The sequence below is a fragment of the Pseudomonas sp. F-14 TE3482 genome, from assembly GCF_053629455.1.
This window is the reverse complement of sequence record NZ_JBRJII010000001.1, coordinates 1,145,946-1,161,777: the sequence shown is the minus strand read 5'-3', so window position 1 is coordinate 1,161,777 and position 15,832 is coordinate 1,145,946. Positions and strand designations below refer to the sequence as shown.

Sequence of the window (15,832 nt, the reverse complement as noted above, 5' to 3'; positions counted from 1 at the left end):
CGCCCACAGGCGCGTAGGAGCTGCCGAAGGCTGCGATCTTTTACTATTCCGAAGTCCCAACAAAACTCACATGCTCACCCACATGCAGGTTCAGGTGCAGCTCATCGGCAATCCCTATGGCTACCCTGTTCAATTGTTCCAGCGCTGCGGCCAGACCAGGTTCCAGGCTACTGCTGACGTGACTGAAATGCTCGATGGTCAGTCCGGGCACGCGCCGTGGTGCATTCACCAAGGTCCAGTGCAACGAGCTGCTTTGCAGAGACTCGCGGATTTCTTCGGCGGCGTGGCGTTGCAACGGGTCTTCGATTTCCGGGTCGTCCAGTACCTCGAAATCGCCCACCACAAACAGCCGGGCAATACCTGCGGCCTGCATGCCGTCGATCAGTGCATCCACCGCCAGTACCTCCTCGACCGGGCCGGGCACAAATTTTTTTTCGATGTGCTCACTGTTCATCGGCAACCCTGGCGCATCGAGCAGGCAGATCACCGCCGAACAGCCGGCCACACTCTGCTTGACTCGATTGGCATCGAACAGATCGCCGGTCTTGGTGCGCAAACCCGGGCGCGGCGCGAGTGCGGTCAGGTCATCGAGAATCGCGATCACTTCATGCTGGCGTCGCAGCATTTCAGCCATCAGCGCACTGCCCAGGCTACTCATGGCACCATAAAGCACCACCTTCACCACTGGGGTTTCGGCATTTTTCATGGATGTGCTCCGTACTTGCTGCCTATATAGCGTGTGACCTGCGGGAAGCGGGGTGGGTTCGACAAGTAGTTTTAGAGGGGGTTTGAGATGCAACAGATCAAGGGTTACCACGCGCATGTCTACTTCGATGCCAGCACCCTGCCACAGGCACGGGCCTTGTGTGAGCAGGCCGCGCAATTGTTTCCACTGAAAATGGGGCGCATGCACGAACGCCCGGTAGGCCCGCACCCGGACTGGAGCTGCCAATTGGCTTTCGAGCCCCAATACATGGGTGAGGTATTGCCGTGGCTGGCGCTCAACCGCAAGGGATTAGTGATATTCCTGCACCCGGACACGGGCGACGATTTGCTCGACCACACCGAACATGCGATCTGGATGGGCGCGATCCGGCCGCTGAACCTGTCTGTTTTCTGATCAGAGTTGTTCTTGGGCCTCGCCGGGCAAGTGCTCGTCCAGATGCAGCCACGGCAAACGACTGTCGGTCCAGATATGCCGCTCGGCCGGAGCCTGCTCGGGATGGTCGAGGGTGGCGATGGTCACATCGATGCTCTCGGGACTCAGCTGCGTCACCAGCGCCAGTTGCGCCCCACAGTTCGGGCAGAAATAGCGCACGCAGGTGGATGAAGACTCGTACCGGGAAGGCGTACCCGCCATCCACTCAAATGCTGAGGCCGGCACGGTAATCCAGGTGGTCACGATTCCTCCGCTGACCCGTCGGCAAATCGAGCAATGGCAGTGAGCGATATCGTGCAATGGCCCGCTGAATTGATAGCGCATTTGTCCGCAGTGGCAGCCGCCGGTGTGTAGTTCGCCCATGTTTTTTCTCCTGCCCCCGTGTTTACGGACTCTAAACCCGGCCCGACGACCGGTTGCACATTCGGTCAATGCTTTCACTCGCGAAAGCTGGCTGAAAGCTTCCCCGATTAGGATCGCCCTCACTGCCGGCAACAGACCGGTTGGCCAATGCGAGTGTTTTATCGCCCGCCCGGTCCATTAAACAACAACAATGGTGATTCTGATGTCTGCTACTACCCGCCTCTTCGCTGTCACTCCGCCCGTACGTCTCGTGCTTCCCGTTCTGCGCTGACCCCATCCGGTTCGCCATTCCCTAGCCGCGCTACGCCTGGAGTATTCCTATGCTGACTTTCCTTGGCTTCGCCATGGTCATCACGTTCATGTTCCTGATCATGACCAAGCGCCTGTCCGCGCTGATCGCTCTGATCATCATCCCGATTATCTTCGCCCTGTTCGGCGGTTTCTCGCCGAAGATCGGCCCGATGATGCTTGAAGGCATCACCAAGCTCGCGCCGACCGGCGTGATGCTGATGTTCGCCATTCTCTACTTCGCCCTGATGATCGACTCCGGTCTGTTCGACCCGGCCGTGCGCAAGATCCTCAAACTGGTCAAGGGCGACCCGTTGAAAGTTTCGGTCGGCACCGCCGTTCTGGCGCTGATCGTGTCCATGGACGGTGACGGTGCGACCACTTACATGATCTGCGTGGCTGCCATGCTGCCGCTCTACAGCCGCATCGGCATGAGCCCGCGGATCATGGCCGGTCTGATCATCCTCGCCGGCGGCGTGATGAACATGACCCCTTGGGGTGGCCCGACGGCTCGTGCGGCCAGTGCGCTACATGTCGACCCGTCCGCCATTTTCGTACCGATGATTCCGGCGATGCTGGCCGGCGTGGTGGCGATTCTGGCAATTGCCTACTTCTACGGTAAACGCGAACGTGCGCGTCTGGGTGAACTGCACCTGGTCGGTGATGAAGTCGATCACAGCGAAATCAGCGTTTCGCAGTTCCCGGATGCCCGTCGTCCAAAGCTGATCTGGTTCAACGGGGCCTTGACCCTGGGACTGATGTGCACGCTGGTCGCCGGCCTGTTGCCGCTGCCAGTGCTGTTCATGGTGGCGTTCAGTATCGCGATGATCGTCAACTACCCTTGCCTGCAAATGCAGAAGGACCGCGTTGCGGCCCACGCCGGTAGCGTACTGGCGGTGGTCGGGTTGATCTTTGCCGCGGGTATCTTCACCGGTATCCTGTCGGGCACCGGCATGGTCGATGCCATGTCGAAAAGCCTGCTGGCGGTTATTCCCGATTTCCTCGGCCCGTACCTGGCTGTGATTACCGCGCTGGTAAGCATGCCGTTCACGTTCTTCATGTCGAACGATGCATTTTATTACGGCGTGTTACCGGTACTTGCCGAAGCCGCCAGTCATTACGGTATAACCGCGGTGGAAATGGCACGTGCCTCGATCGTCGGTCAGCCCGTCCACTTGCTGAGCCCGCTGGTACCATCGACTTATCTGTTGGTGGCGCTGGCCGGTATCGAATTCGGTGATCATCAGCGGTTCACCTTGAAGTGGGCAGTGCTGGTTTGCCTGTGCATACTGGTCGCTGCATTGCTGATGGGGATTTTCCCGCTGTTCAGCACTCTATAAGCCCAAGACTCACCATGACGGGTCCAGGCTTTGTTGTTTGAAGCCTGGGCCCTTTGTGGTTTAAACACTCGCTCAAAGGAATACACATGGAATGGCTGACCAACCCTGAAATCTGGGTTGCCTTCTTCACCCTGACTGCCCTGGAGATCGTCCTGGGCATCGACAACATCATCATGATCTCGATCCTGGTCAGCCGCATGCCCAAACACATGCAGGCGCGCACCCGGATTTTCGGCCTGGCGCTGGCCATGATCACGCGGATCCTGTTGCTGCTGTCGATCACTTGGGTCATGCGCCTCACCGCAGACCTGTTCGAAGTGTTCGGCCAGGGTATTTCCGGGCGTGACCTGATCCTGTTCTTCGGTGGTCTGTTCCTGCTGTGGAAGAGCTCGCAAGAGATGTACCACGCGCTGGAAGGTGAAGATGAAGTCGGCGACGAGCCTTCGGGCAAGGGCGGCAATTTCCTGTACACCATCATCCAGATCGCGATCATCGACATCGTGTTCTCGCTGGACTCGGTGATCACCGCGGTGGGCATGGTGTCCCACGTACCGGTCATGGTTGCGGCGATTGTCGTAGCGGTACTAGTGATGATGTGGGCTTCTGGCACCATCAGCGAGTTCATCGACAAGCACCCGTCGCTGAAGATGCTGGCGTTGTCGTTCCTGTTGCTGGTCGGTACCGTGCTGATTGCCGAATCGCTCGACGTGCACTTGCCAAAAGGCTACGTCTACTTCGCCATGGCGTTCTCGTTGGCGGTGGAAGCGATCAACATCAAGATGCGCACCGCGATGATGAAAAAGAGGAAGCAGCAGGAGCCAGTGAAACTGCGCAAGGATGTTCCGGGTCAGTAACCGGTCCCAATGGGGTCTCTGTGGCGAGGGAGCTTGCTCCCGCCGGGCCGCGAAGCGGCCCTGAAACCAGTCACTGCGATTACTCAATAAAATCGCGGAGGCCTGTATTGCGGCTGCTTCGCAACCGAGCGGGAGCAAGCTCCCTCGCCACAAGAACAAAGGGCCTACGGCCCTTTGTTCGTTTCTGAAGCAAACAGTTTTCATGACAGTTTTGTTTCAATCGCCTCTTTGGCTATGCGATGCTGGCGCCCAGACCGTTAGCCAACTACAGCTTATGTACAGAACGTAGAAAAACGCGCGGCACCGTCGACTTGCCCCACTGGGGCGCTACCACCACAGGGGGCCTGCATGCTCACCCTGCTCAATCTGCTATCCGCCGTGGCCCTTTTGATCTGGGGCACGCACATCGTCCGAACCGGCATCCTGCGGGTTTATGGCTCCAACTTGCGCCATGTGATCGCCCATAACATGTCCAGGCGCTGGCTGGCGTTTCTCGCCGGAATCATGGTGACCGCCATGGTCCAGAGCAGCAATGCCACCGCCATGCTCGTGACCTCGTTTGTCGGTCAGGGCCTGATGGCGCTGACCCCGGCCCTGGCGACCATGCTCGGCGCCGATGTGGGTACCGCGCTGATGGCGCGGGTTCTGACCCTCGATCTATCGTGGCTGTCGCCGCTGCTGATTTTCCTCGGGGTGATTTTCTTTCTGTCACGCAAGCAAACCCGGGTCGGACAGATGGGCCGGGTCGGCATTGGTCTGGGGCTGATCATTCTGGCGTTGCAACTGATCGTCGAGGCCGCCGCGCCGATCACTCAGGCGCAAGGGGTGAAGGTCATCTTCGCCTCCCTGACCGGCGATATTCTGCTCGATGCCTTGGTCGGCGCGCTGTTTGCGATGATTTCCTACTCCAGCCTGGCCGCCGTTTTGCTGACCGCGACCCTCGCCGGTGCCAGCGTGATCAGCCTGCCGGTGGCCATCGGCCTGGTGATCGGCGCCAACATCGGCAGCGGCATTCTTGCCTTTCTCAGCACCAGCATGCAGAACGCGGCCGGCCGTCAGGTGGCGCTCGGCAGCCTCTTGTACAAACTGATCGGCCTGCTACTGATCATTCCGGTGCTCGACCCGTTGGTACACTGGATCGACAGCCTCGACTTCAGCCCTCAGGAAATGGTCATCGGCTTCCACCTGCTCTACAACACCGTGCGTTGCCTGATCCTGTTGCCCAGTGTCGGGCCGATGGCCAAGCTCTGTGCGTGGTTGCTGCCAGAGCGGCCGGACATCAATGGCACGGCCAAACCACGGCATCTTGACCCGACGGCATTGGTCACCCCGAGTCTGGCGCTGGCCAATGCTGCCCGGGAAACCCTGCGCATCGGCGATCTGGTCGACAGCATGCTCGAAGCCATGCTCGCCGTGCTGCGCGGCAAGCAGACCGCCGTCACCCAGGAAATTCGTCGCCTGACCGATGATGTTGAAGCGCTCTACAGCGCCATCAAACTCTATCTGGCACAAATGCCCCGTGAAGACCTCAGCGAGCAGGACAGTCGGCGCTGGGCGGAAACCATCGAGCTGGCGATCAACCTGAAGCTCTCCAGCGATCTGATCGAGCGCATGCTGCGCAAGGTTCAGCAGCAGAAAACCTCGCAACGCCGGTCTTTTTCCGAGGTCGGTCTGGAGGAGTTGGCGGGGCTGCACAGTCAGCTGATTGCCAATCTGCGTCTGGGGTTGTCAGTGTTCCTTAGTGCCGACCCGGAAAGTGCTCGCCAGTTACTGCGTGAGAAACGTCGCTTTCGCGCACAGGAGCGCCGCCTGGCCCACGCTCATGTCAGCCGTTTAAACCGTAAGATCGTACAAAGTATCGAGACCAGTTCGCTGCACCTGGAACTGATTGCTGACATGAGACGCTTGAATTCGTTGTTCTGCAGCAGCGCCTATGCAGTGTTGGGTACTTCGGATACTGGCGCTCTGGCGGTCGACGATTTGACTGACATCACTCATTCACCCTGAACGTCCACAGTTGCCTGAAGTCTGTTGAACTTACGCGGGTCGTACGGAAATTCGTTATGCGTTGTCTCCTGTTCGCTTGTCTGCTGCTCGGCTCACTGCCTTCATTTGCCCTGGATCGCTTTCAGGTCGAGGGCTACACGTTGCGCAACGGCCTGCAATTGGTCCTCAAACCGGGTACGGAGCGCGGGCATGTGGCGATCCGGTTGGTGGTTGGCGTAGGCCGGGATGATTTCAGCTGTGCCGACAAGGAGCTGCCGCATCTACTCGAACATCTGCTGTTCAGCGGCATCGACGCCACCGGCGAAGGCGGTCTGGAAGAGCGCATGCAGGCCCTGGGCGGCGAGTGGAATGCTTATACGAACAATGCCGACACGACCTTCGTCATCGAAGCTCCGGCGAAAAACCAGCGCAAGGTCCTCGACCTGTTATTGGCGCTGCTGACCCAGACCCGTATCGACGACCATGCGATCAACGTCGCCAAGCAAGTGGTCGAGCGCGAAGACGGTGGTCATTACTCGCACCTGCAACGCTGGCTGGATCGCCAGGACCTGGGTCATACCGCCAGTAATCAGTTGGCGGTGGAGCTGGGCCTCAAATGCCCCGAGCGCGCGCAAGTCGATCACCTGACCCGCGAGCAATTGGAGAAGGTGCGCCAGGCCTGGTATGCGCCCAACAATATGACCCTGATCGTGGTCGGCGACCTCGACCGCCTCCTGCCGGCCTATCTGGAACGGGCCTATGGTGCGCTCGAAGCGGTTGAGCCTAGCGCTCACCTGCCGCTGCCAGACATTCAGGCCAGCGCGGCCCACGAGCGCAATTTGAGTAACGGTTTCGTCGGCGGCGGTGCCAAATTGCATTGGCTGGTGCCGGAACCGGTGCTGGAAGACCAGCATGACGAAACCTTTGACCTGCTCAAGGACTATCTGGACTGGGCGCTCTATCGCCAATTGCGCCTGGCCCATGGGTTGTCCTACGGTCCCTCGGCCGAGCGCGAGATATTTGGCGGGGTGGGCTTCATGAGCCTGAACGCCGACCTCGATCGCGACGACGTGCTGGCAGCGGAACAGGTGCTGGATGAGCTTAAAGCCGATTTGCTCAAGAACGGCCTCGATGCCGCCACCTTCGCCCGTCTCAAGCAAGCCGCCATCGCTCGCCAGGCCTGGGCCGTGCAAGGCAACAGCGCCCTGGCGGACTATTACTGGAGCGCCCTTGGCGACTATGAGGACGGCCATTTCGTCAACCCGGCCAAGGCACTGCAAGACGTGAAACTGGCCGAGGCGAACAAGGCGATGCGCGAATTGCTGCTGCAACCGGGGTATCTGCGGATCGAGAAGCCGCTGATGAGTTATGACCAGGTGATGTGGACGATTGTCGGGGGATTTGGGCTGATGGTGCTTGCAATATTGGGTTGGCGCGTTCACCGCAGAAAGAAATGATTTCCCTGTGGCGAGGGGGCCCTGTGGCGAGGGAGCTTGCTCCCGTTGGGCTGCGAAGCGGCCCTGAAAAACGGCACCCCGGTTTATCAGACACACCGCATTCACCGATATTGCGACTGCTGCGCAGCCGAGCGGGAGCAAGCTCCCTCGCCACAGGGTTTTGGGTTCGATCAAAGTGACCGCAAGCCTCGCCACAGGGCCCCTCGGGCGGTACCCTGTCGAGGATTTTCCCCACGACTATTGTGAATCGCCGAATGCCGAACCTGACCCTGTACGTACAGCGCCTCCTGGAGTTGATGAAGCGCTATCCCGGGGTCATTGCGCTCGGCGGTTTCATTTCAGGGGTCGGCAGCTTCATGCTGGTGGATCGCCAACAAGGTCTGGCGACGTGGATCACCACCATCATGCTGATCAGCTGGGTCTGGTTGATGCTGGAAAACAGCCTCACCAAGCTGTTCGCCAGGGTCTTCAAGCGCGAGATACCCCAGCCACTGCTGCGTTACGCAACGCAGATGATCCATCAGGAAAGCCTGTTCTTCGTCCTGCCGTTCTTTTTAATCACCACCACCTGGAACAGCGGCCAGTTGTTCTTCACTGGATTACTGAGCATGGCGGCGCTGATTTCGATCATCGACCCGCTCTACTACAAATGGCTGGCACCGCGCCGCTGGGCGTTCCTGGCGCTGCACACACTGACCCTGTTCGCGGCCCTGTTGACCGCCCTGCCCGTCATCCTGCACCTGACCACCGCCCAAAGCTTCAAGCTGGCGCTAGGCATTGCCATGCTGCTGTCGTTCCCGAGCCTGGCCTCGATCTTCCCGATTCGCACTGTGCGCAATGCGCTGGCGATCCTCAGCATCACCGTCGGTATCGGCGCCGCTGGTTGGGTGCTGCGCTCTTGGGTTCCGCCGGCGACCTTATGGATGACCGATGTGGCGATCAGCACTCAAATGCAGGACCGCACCCCCGGCAAGAGCCTGGAAGAAGTCAGCGCCGAGCAGATTCGCGGAGGTGGGCTGTACGCGTACACCGCGATCAACGCTCCGCGGGGGCTGGCCGAGCGGATTTATCACGTCTGGATATTCAACGGTAAAGAAGTCGACCGTATTCCCCTGGACATCCACGGCGGGCGCAAGGAAGGCTACCGCGCCTGGACCCACAAGCAGAACTTCCCCGGCAACCCCGCAGGCAAATGGCAGGTTCGGGTGCTGACTGAAGACGGTCAGTTGATTGGCGTGTTGCGCTTCAAAGTCATGGACAGCACACCCATCAAAGAAAAGTAACGCGGTTCGTGCTATTAGTCAGATCTGCGTAATAGCCGAACAAGCACGGAGCTTATGACTAGCAGCACAATGCCTGGCAGTGCCCGACTGGACACCTCGCACAGCCCTGCCCTGTTGCGGGTCACGGGTGACTGGACGCTCGCCCATTACGCCGATCTCAGCCGCCTGAGTGAAAAGCTCCGTGGCCAATACGACAACAACACCCACATCGATCTCAATGGTCTCGGCGCGCTCGATACGGCGGGTGCGTCATTGCTGGTGGAGTTGCTGGGCGCCGAGCGTCTGGGCAAATCTGCCGAACACCCCGATTGCACCCTTTCCTCCGCTGATCGCGCCTTGTTGCAGACGGTGTACTGCTCGCTGACCGATTTCTGCGTGCCGATCAAAGAACCGGAAATCAGCGTCGGCATTCAACTGCTGACCCGTATTGGCCGTGCGGTCGACGCGGTCTGGCAGGACACCTTGCAACTGTTGGGTTTCGTCGGCCTGATCCTGGAAACCATCGCTCGCGGGTTGTTTCGTCCAAAGCGCTGGCGCCTCACACCGATGGTCGCTCACATTGAACAGACCGGCCTCGACGCCGCCCCCATCGTCGCCTTGCTGACGTTTTTGGTGGGCGCTGTGGTGGCGTTTCTCGGGGCGACGGTGCTGGCGAGTTTCGGTGCGAGTATTTTCACCGTGGACCTGGTGGCGTTCTCTTTTCTGCGGGAGTTCGGCGTGTTGCTCACGGCGATCCTGATGGCGGGCCGCACCGCCAGCGCGTTCACCGCGCAGATCGGTTCGATGAAGGCCAACGAAGAGATTGACGCGATCCGCACCCTTGGCCTCGACCCGATGGAGTTGCTGGTAGTACCCCGCGTCCTGGCGTTGCTGGTGGCGCTGCCGATGTTGACCTTTCTGGCGATGTTGTCAGGGATTGTCGGCGGTGGCGTAGTCTGCGCTCTGTCGCTGGATATCTCGCCGGCGATGTTTCTGTCACTGCTGCAATCGGACATCGGCGTTCAGCACTTTCTGGTGGGGATCGTCAAAGCGCCGATTTTTGCGTTCCTGATTGCCGCCATCGGCTGCCTCGAGGGCTTCAAGGTCAGCGGCAGCGCCGAGTCCGTCGGCGCGCACACCACGTCCAGTGTGGTGCAGTCGATTTTCGTGGTGATCGTGCTCGACGCTGTGGCTGCGTTGTTTTTCATGGAGATGGACTGGTGAGTCGTTTACCCCGAGCGCCTTCAGAGGCAGTGATCGAAGTCCGTGGGCTGTGCAATCGCTTCGGCCGCCAGAGCGTGCACGAGAATCTTGACCTGGACTTGTACAAGGGTGAGATTCTGGCGGTGGTCGGCGGTTCTGGCAGCGGCAAATCGGTGCTGCTGCGCAGCATTGTCGGCCTGCGCCAGCCCAGCGAAGGGCTGGTGAAGGTCTTCGGCAAGAACTTGCCGAGCCTGTCGGAACACGAGCGCTCGCTGGTCGAACGGCGGTTCGGTGTGTTGTTCCAGAAAGGCGCCTTGTTCTCTTCGCTCACCGTGACCGAGAACGTCGCCCTGCCCCTGATTGAACACGCCGGCCTGAGCCGTGCCGACGCCGAGCACCTGGCGGCAGTGAAAATGGCGTTGGCCGGGCTGCCGTTATCGGCGGCCGACAAATACCCTGCTTCACTGTCCGGCGGCATGATCAAGCGCGCAGCCCTGGCCCGAGCACTGGCGCTGGACCCGGACATCCTGTTTCTCGACGAACCCACCGCCGGCCTCGATCCGATTGGCGCCGCAGGCTTCGATCAACTGATCCTGACGCTGCGCGATGCCTTGGGCCTGAGCGTGTTTCTGGTGACCCACGACCTCGACACGCTCTACACCATCACCGACCGAGTGGCGGTGCTGGCGCAGAAGAAAGTGCTGGTGGCGGACGCCATCGACAAGGTGTCGGAAACCGATGATGCGTGGATTCACGAATACTTCCATGGCCCTCGCGGCCGCGCGGCGCTGACGGCCGCTAACCAGCTCAACGAGGTCTGACATGGAAACCCGAGCCCATCACGTATTGATTGGCCTGTTCACCGTCATAGTGGTGGCAGGCGCCCTGCTCTTCGGTCTGTGGCTGGCCAAATCCAGCGTCGATACCGAATTCAAGGATTACGAAATCGTCTTCAACGAGGCGGTCAGCGGCCTGTCCAAGGGCAGCGCCGTGCAGTACAGCGGAATCAAGGTCGGCGACGTGGTGATGCTGCGCCTGGACCCGAACGATCCGCGCCGGGTGTTGGCGCGGATTCGCCTGGGCGGAGACACACCGATCAAAGAAGACACTCAGGCCAAGCTGGCGCTGACCGGGATCACCGGGACCTCGATCATCCAGCTCAGCGGCGGCACGCCACAAAGTCCGACGCTCAAGGGCAAGGACGGCAATTTGCCGACAATCGTTGCATCGCCCTCGCCCATTGCCCGGTTGATGAATGACAGCAATGATCTGATGGCGGGCGTGAACGTGTTGATGCACAACGCCAATCAGTTGTTTTCCTCGGAGAACGTCGCGCGTATCAGCAGCACCCTGGAGCACCTGGAGCAAACCACCGGCACCATTGCCGATCAGCGCGGCGATATTCGTCAGGCGATGCAGCAACTGGCTTCGGTTGGCAAGCAGGCCAGCGCCACTCTGGAACAGACCACCGCGTTGATGCGCAACGCCAACGGCCTGCTCAACGATCAGGGCAAGCAGATGTTTGGCAGTGCCGAGCAAGCCATGAAGTCCCTGGAACAAAGCAGCGCGACCATCAACACATTGCTCTCCGCCAATCAGGATTCCCTCAACAGCGGCATGCAGGGCCTCAATGGCCTGGCACCGGCGGTGCGCGAGTTGCGCGATACCTTGAGCTCGTTGCGGACCATTTCCCAGCGGCTTGAGGCCAACCCCAGCGGTTACCTGCTGGGCAGCGACAAAAACAAGGAGTTCACGCCATGAAACTGGCTCATCTCGCCCTCCTCGCCGGTTTTGCGTTGATCGCTTCCTGTTCGATTTTCCCCAAGACCGAGCCGTCCGATGTTTATCGACTGCCGTCGGCACAGCGCGACGCATCGGCCCAACACGGCTCGCCGCAGCGCTGGTCGTTGCGGCTGGCCAAGCCTCAAACCAGCGAAGCCTTGAACAACCCGAAAATCGCCGTAATCCCTCAGGGTGACCTGATCAGCAGCTACAAGGCTTCACGCTGGAGCGATCCGGCACCGGTGCTGTTGCGCAATCGTCTGCTCGATGGTTTCCAGCGTGACGGTCGCGTGCCGTTGCTCAGCACCGATGACAGTAATTTCCAGGCAGACCTGGAACTGGGCGGCAACCTGCAAGCGTTCCAGACCGAGTACCAAGGCACGGCGGCGAGCGTGGTCGTGCGCCTGGATGCGTTGTTGGTGCGTGGGTATGACCAGCGAATCCTCGCCAGCCGACGCTTTGAAGTGCGTCAGCCGTTGAACGATGTGAAGGTGCCGGCGGTGGTGACCGGTTTTGGTCAGGCCAGCGATCAATTGACGGCGCAGGTGGTGGCTTGGACGGTGGAGCAAGGTCAGAAGATTGCGCCGCCGCTGAGGCCTTGAGGCCACCGCTGAACCCCTGTGGGAGCGGGCTTGCCCGCGATGAGGCCGGAGCATTCAACATTTCTGTTTACGGTTAGACCGCCATCGCGGGCAAGCCCGCTCCCACAGGATTTTCGGTCAACCGAAGAACCAGTAACAAACCCCGATCGCGCCAAGAACCCCCGCCAACTCCGCCAGCAACGCACACCCCACCGCATGCCGTGCGCGCTGAATGCCCACCGCGCCGAAGTACACCGCCAGTACATAAAAGGTTGTTTCAGTACTGCCCTGGACCGTCGCCGCCACCAGCGCCGGGAAGCTGTCGACTCCAGAGGTTTTCATGGTTTCGATCAGCATTGCCCGAGCGGCGCTGCCGGAGAAGGGTTTGACCATGGCCGTCGGCAGCGCGTCGACAAAGCGGGTGTCCCAACCGGCCCACTCCACCAGATGACGGATCCCGTCCAGACCGAAATCCAGCGCCCCGGATGCTCGCAGCACGCCTACGGCGCAGAGCATCGCCACCAGATACGGCAGCAGGTTCTTGGCCACGTCGAAGCCTTCTTTGGCACCTTCGATGAACGCCTCGTAGACCTTCACTTTGCGCAATGCGCCGATCACCAGAAACAGCATGATCAGCCCGAACAGCGTCACGTTGCCGAGGATCGATGACAGGCTCGCCAGAGCGGTCGCCGAGAGCGTCGCCAGCAGCGCCATGAACGCACCGAGGGCCAAGGCACCGGGAATCAGGTAGGCGAGCACCACCGGGTCCCAGAGGCGCAGACGCTGCATGAACGCCACCGACAACAAGCCCACCAGGGTCGAACAACTGGTGGCCAGCAGGATTGGCAGGAACACCAGGGTCGGATCGGGCGCACCTTGCTGGGCGCGGTACATGAAAATCGTCACCGGCAGCAGGGTCAGGGACGAGGCGTTGAGTACCAGAAAGAGGATCTGCGCGTTGCTGGCGATGGTGTCGCTGGGGTTGAGCTCTTGCAGCGCCTTCATGGCTTTGAGGCCGATCGGTGTGGCGGCGTTGTCCAGGCCCAGGCCGTTGGCGGCGAAGTTCAGCGTGATCAGGCCGATGGCGGGGTGCCCGGCCGGCACTCCCGGCATCAGTCGCAGGAACAACGGGCCCAGCGCTTTGGCTAGCCACTCGACGATCCCGGCCTTCTCGGCAATCCGCAGAAAACCCAGCCAGAGGGTGAGGGTGCCGAACAGCAGGATCATGACCTCGACCGACAATTTGGCCATGGCGAAAATGCTTTCCACCATCGCCGCGAAGATCCCGGCGTTACCGCCGATCAGCCATTGCGCCAGTGCCGAAACGGCAGCCACGATGAAGAAGCTTAGCCACAGGCCATTGAGCATCAGTTAAATCCCCCGAAGAATGCGGCGAATGATAGCGGGGTAGGCAGAAACGACAAACCCCGGATTTCTCCGGGGTTTGTTTAGTGCGGCTAGCAAAAGACCAATGTGGGAGCGGGCTTGCTCGCGAAGAGGCCGGAACATTCAACATCTCTGTTGACTGATCCACCGCTTTCGCGAGCAAGCCCGCTCCCACAGGGTTATGCGTTAGTTGCTGGAAATTTCACCAACCGGCAACTTTTCCTTGCTGCGCCAGTGCGGCAGGGAGTTCCAGTAGCGCTCGCCCTTGGCGTCGTCGTACATACCTTCCCAACGTGCGATGACCAGCACGGCCAAGGCGTTACCGATTACGTTCAGCGCGGTACGGGCCATGTCCATGATGCGGTCGACACCGGCAATGAATGCCAGGCCTTCCAACGGAATACCGACACTGCCCAGGGTGGCCAGCAGCACCACGAAGGACACGCCCGGTACGCCGGCGATGCCTTTGGAGGTGACCATCAGCGTCAGCACCAGCAGCAATTGCTGGCTGATCGACAGGTCGATGCCGTAGAGCTGGGCGATGAAGATCGCCGCGATGCTTTGGTACAGCGTCGAACCGTCGAGGTTGAACGAGTAGCCGGTCGGCACCACGAAGCTGCAAATGGCTTTCGGCGCGCCGTAGGCTTCCATCTTCTCGATCACGCGCGGCAGCACGGTTTCGGAACTGGCGGTGGAGTAGGCCAGGACCAGCTCATCCTTGAAGATGCGCATCAGCTTGATCACCGAGAAGCCGAACAGACGAGCGATCAGGCCCAGCACCACGAAGGCGAAGAAGGCGATGGCGAAGTAAACCAGAACGACCAGTTTGGCCAGCGGCAGCAAAGAGGCGAAGCCGAAGTTGGCCACGGTCACCGCGATCAATGCGAACACGCCGATCGGGGCGTAGTTCATGATCATGTGGGTGACCTTGAACATGCTTTCCGATACGCCCTGGAACATCTTCACCAGCGGCTCGCGCAGGTCCGATTGCAGGCTCGACAGACCGAGACCGAACAACACGGAGAAGAAGATGATCGGCAGCATCTCGCCGCGGGCCATGGCCGCGAAAATGTTCGACGGGATCAGGTTGAGGATGGTCTGGATGAACGCATGTTCATGCTGAACTTCGGCGGCAGTGGCCTGGTACTTGGAAATATCCACCGTCCCCAGGGTGCTCATGTCGATGCCGCTGCCCGGATGGACCACGTTGGCCAGCACCAGACCAACCAGAATGGCGATGGTGGTGACGATCTCGAAGTAAATGATGGTCTTCAGACCGATGCGACCGAGTTTCTTCGCGTCACCCACGCCAGCAATGCCGACGATCAGCGAGGAGATCACGATCGGGATCACGATCATCTTGATCAGACGGATAAAGATATCGCCTGCCGGTTGCAGCACGTTGCTGATCCACCAGGCTTTTTCGGCACTGAAATGGTTGAGCAGTGCACCAATTGCTATCCCCAGAACCAGACCGATGAGGATCTGCCAGGCGAGGCTAAGCTTTGCCTTCTTCATATCTTTACCCTTACTTGCGTTTGACTCAGGCTGATGCATGAACTGAAACGCTCAATGGCGAACAAATCTTGCATCGGCCCCCGTATAAGGTCCCCGCGACCGAGCATTTACAGCTCTCAGGCAGCGAAAAAGGCGCAACTATTCCGATGCAGGGAAGCGCCGTCTAATGCCGTAAACGCCTACCCTATGCCGAATCGGCATGAGATTTTCTTACTGAAACCCGCGTCCCAACCGGTTTGAATGCGACATTCAGGCGGGCATAAGTGCCGTATGCCGGCCATTTCAGCGCAGGACGAAGGTTTTTAAATAAGCGGAAATTTAGGAAAAAGCCTACGTTTGGCTGCGAATTCTCTTATCGGGAAAGTCGGAGCTTTCTCGATATACGGTCACGAAGAAACACCGCGAAACGGTTTTGCGGGGAATATGCACCAATAGCAGATGAGCTGAATGCTCTAGATCAACGTTTTGCACGTTGAAGCTCTCCGCAAGTTCGTCGAGCCGCTCTGGCCCCGGCGAACTTGCGTCGCAGCTTTGCCTGACCCGGCCCTTGCGCAGGTACTCCCTGTACCCGTAGGTCACTCCGACCCTGAAACAGTCAGAACGTCCCGACCCCTTGGTCATGCGTCTACCGTCCTCGGGTAGCGCAGTGGAAA

General features: G+C 59.8%; 14 protein-coding genes. 10 read left to right on the top strand and 4 right to left on the bottom strand.

What is annotated here, in order from left to right; translation table 11 throughout:
• Window positions 1–43 precede the first annotated feature (43 nt).
• Window positions 44–706: an NAD(P)-dependent oxidoreductase gene (locus tag AB7M26_RS05090; RefSeq protein ID WP_123495553.1), complete on the bottom strand. Its 663-nt coding sequence runs from the start codon at window positions 704–706 to the stop codon at window positions 44–46.
• Window positions 707–793: 87 nt separating this feature from the next.
• On the opposite strand from AB7M26_RS05090, the gene AB7M26_RS05085 reads away from it, so the two are divergent.
• The gene (locus AB7M26_RS05085; protein ID WP_063342011.1) at window positions 794–1,120 is read left to right on the top strand and encodes a DOPA 4,5-dioxygenase family protein; all 327 of its coding nucleotides are present in this window, start codon (window positions 794–796) and stop codon (window positions 1,118–1,120) included.
• Here AB7M26_RS05085 and AB7M26_RS05080 read toward each other — a convergent pair whose 3' ends face one another.
• Complete coding sequence (locus AB7M26_RS05080) at window positions 1,121–1,522, bottom strand: GFA family protein (RefSeq protein WP_429388201.1); 402 nt, start codon at window positions 1,520–1,522, stop codon at window positions 1,121–1,123.
• Window positions 1,523–1,842: 320 nt separating this feature from the next.
• Here AB7M26_RS05080 and AB7M26_RS05075 point away from each other — a divergent pair, with 320 nt between their 5' ends.
• The 9 genes from AB7M26_RS05075 (at window position 1,843) to AB7M26_RS05035 (ending at window position 12,296) form a co-directional block, all read left to right on the top strand.
• Complete coding sequence (locus AB7M26_RS05075) at window positions 1,843–3,150, top strand: CitMHS family transporter (protein WP_123495544.1); 1,308 nt, start codon at window positions 1,843–1,845, stop codon at window positions 3,148–3,150.
• 86 nt (window positions 3,151–3,236) lie between these two features.
• Window positions 3,237–4,004: a TerC family protein gene (locus AB7M26_RS05070; RefSeq protein WP_008076283.1), complete on the top strand. Its 768-nt coding sequence runs from the start codon at window positions 3,237–3,239 to the stop codon at window positions 4,002–4,004.
• A 348-nt stretch (window positions 4,005–4,352) separates the two neighbouring features.
• Complete coding sequence (locus tag AB7M26_RS05065; RefSeq protein ID WP_123495542.1) at window positions 4,353–6,011, top strand: Na/Pi cotransporter family protein; 1,659 nt, start codon at window positions 4,353–4,355, stop codon at window positions 6,009–6,011.
• Between the two features lie 56 nt (window positions 6,012–6,067).
• Window positions 6,068–7,447 carry a M16 family metallopeptidase gene (locus tag AB7M26_RS05060; protein WP_429388196.1) on the top strand — a complete coding sequence of 460 codons (1,380 nt, stop codon included), beginning with the start codon at window positions 6,068–6,070 and terminating at the stop codon, window positions 7,445–7,447.
• Window positions 7,448–7,701: 254 nt separating this feature from the next.
• Complete coding sequence (locus AB7M26_RS05055) at window positions 7,702–8,730, top strand: DUF5924 family protein (RefSeq protein WP_123495538.1); 1,029 nt, start codon at window positions 7,702–7,704, stop codon at window positions 8,728–8,730.
• 54 nt (window positions 8,731–8,784) lie between these two features.
• Window positions 8,785–9,933, top strand: a complete 1,149-nt coding sequence (locus AB7M26_RS05050; RefSeq protein WP_427626068.1) for an ABC transporter permease — start codon at window positions 8,785–8,787, stop codon at window positions 9,931–9,933.
• Window positions 9,930–10,733, top strand: a complete 804-nt coding sequence (locus AB7M26_RS05045; RefSeq protein WP_063342006.1) for an ABC transporter ATP-binding protein — start codon at window positions 9,930–9,932, stop codon at window positions 10,731–10,733. Before AB7M26_RS05050 ends, AB7M26_RS05045 begins: the two co-directional genes overlap by 4 nt.
• 1 nt (window position 10,734) lies before the next feature.
• Complete coding sequence (locus tag AB7M26_RS05040) at window positions 10,735–11,673, top strand: MlaD family protein (protein ID WP_429375775.1); 939 nt, start codon at window positions 10,735–10,737, stop codon at window positions 11,671–11,673.
• On the top strand, window positions 11,670–12,296 hold the full coding sequence (locus AB7M26_RS05035; protein ID WP_429388191.1) for an ABC-type transport auxiliary lipoprotein family protein: 627 nt from the start codon (window positions 11,670–11,672) through the stop codon (window positions 12,294–12,296). Before AB7M26_RS05040 ends, AB7M26_RS05035 begins: the two co-directional genes overlap by 4 nt.
• A gap of 117 nt (window positions 12,297–12,413) precedes the next feature.
• Here the strand turns inward: AB7M26_RS05035 and AB7M26_RS05030 are convergent, their stop codons facing one another.
• Both AB7M26_RS05030 and gltP read right to left on the bottom strand, forming a co-directional pair.
• Entirely contained in the window at window positions 12,414–13,643 is a 1,230-nt protein-coding gene (locus AB7M26_RS05030; protein ID WP_123500492.1) for a nucleoside recognition domain-containing protein, read from the bottom strand.
• 204 nt (window positions 13,644–13,847) lie between these two features.
• Window positions 13,848–15,179 carry a glutamate/aspartate:proton symporter GltP gene (gene gltP, locus AB7M26_RS05025; protein ID WP_123500496.1) on the bottom strand — a complete coding sequence of 444 codons (1,332 nt, stop codon included), beginning with the start codon at window positions 15,177–15,179 and terminating at the stop codon, window positions 13,848–13,850.
• Between the last annotated feature and the right edge of the window lie 653 nt (window positions 15,180–15,832).

Bases quoted from the DNA above. Each gene is read 5' to 3' on its own strand.
- AB7M26_RS05090 (WP_123495553.1), bottom strand. From the start codon at position 706: ATGAAAAATGCCGAAACCCCAGTGGTGAAGGTGGTGCTTTATGGTGCC.
- AB7M26_RS05085 (WP_063342011.1), top strand. From the start codon at position 794: ATGCAACAGATCAAGGGTTACCACGCGCATGTCTACTTCGATGCCAGC.
- AB7M26_RS05080 (WP_429388201.1), bottom strand. From the start codon at position 1,522: ATGGGCGAACTACACACCGGCGGCTGCCACTGCGGACAAATGCGCTAT.
- AB7M26_RS05075 (WP_123495544.1), top strand. From the start codon at position 1,843: ATGCTGACTTTCCTTGGCTTCGCCATGGTCATCACGTTCATGTTCCTG.
- AB7M26_RS05070 (WP_008076283.1), top strand. From the start codon at position 3,237: ATGGAATGGCTGACCAACCCTGAAATCTGGGTTGCCTTCTTCACCCTG.
- AB7M26_RS05065 (WP_123495542.1), top strand. From the start codon at position 4,353: ATGCTCACCCTGCTCAATCTGCTATCCGCCGTGGCCCTTTTGATCTGG.
- AB7M26_RS05060 (WP_429388196.1), top strand. From the start codon at position 6,068: ATGCGTTGTCTCCTGTTCGCTTGTCTGCTGCTCGGCTCACTGCCTTCA.
- AB7M26_RS05055 (WP_123495538.1), top strand. From the start codon at position 7,702: ATGCCGAACCTGACCCTGTACGTACAGCGCCTCCTGGAGTTGATGAAG.
- AB7M26_RS05050 (WP_427626068.1), top strand. From the start codon at position 8,785: ATGACTAGCAGCACAATGCCTGGCAGTGCCCGACTGGACACCTCGCAC.
- AB7M26_RS05040 (WP_429375775.1), top strand. From the start codon at position 10,735: ATGGAAACCCGAGCCCATCACGTATTGATTGGCCTGTTCACCGTCATA.
- AB7M26_RS05035 (WP_429388191.1), top strand. From the start codon at position 11,670: ATGAAACTGGCTCATCTCGCCCTCCTCGCCGGTTTTGCGTTGATCGCT.
- AB7M26_RS05030 (WP_123500492.1), bottom strand. From the start codon at position 13,643: ATGCTCAATGGCCTGTGGCTAAGCTTCTTCATCGTGGCTGCCGTTTCG.
- gltP (WP_123500496.1), bottom strand. From the start codon at position 15,179: ATGAAGAAGGCAAAGCTTAGCCTCGCCTGGCAGATCCTCATCGGTCTG.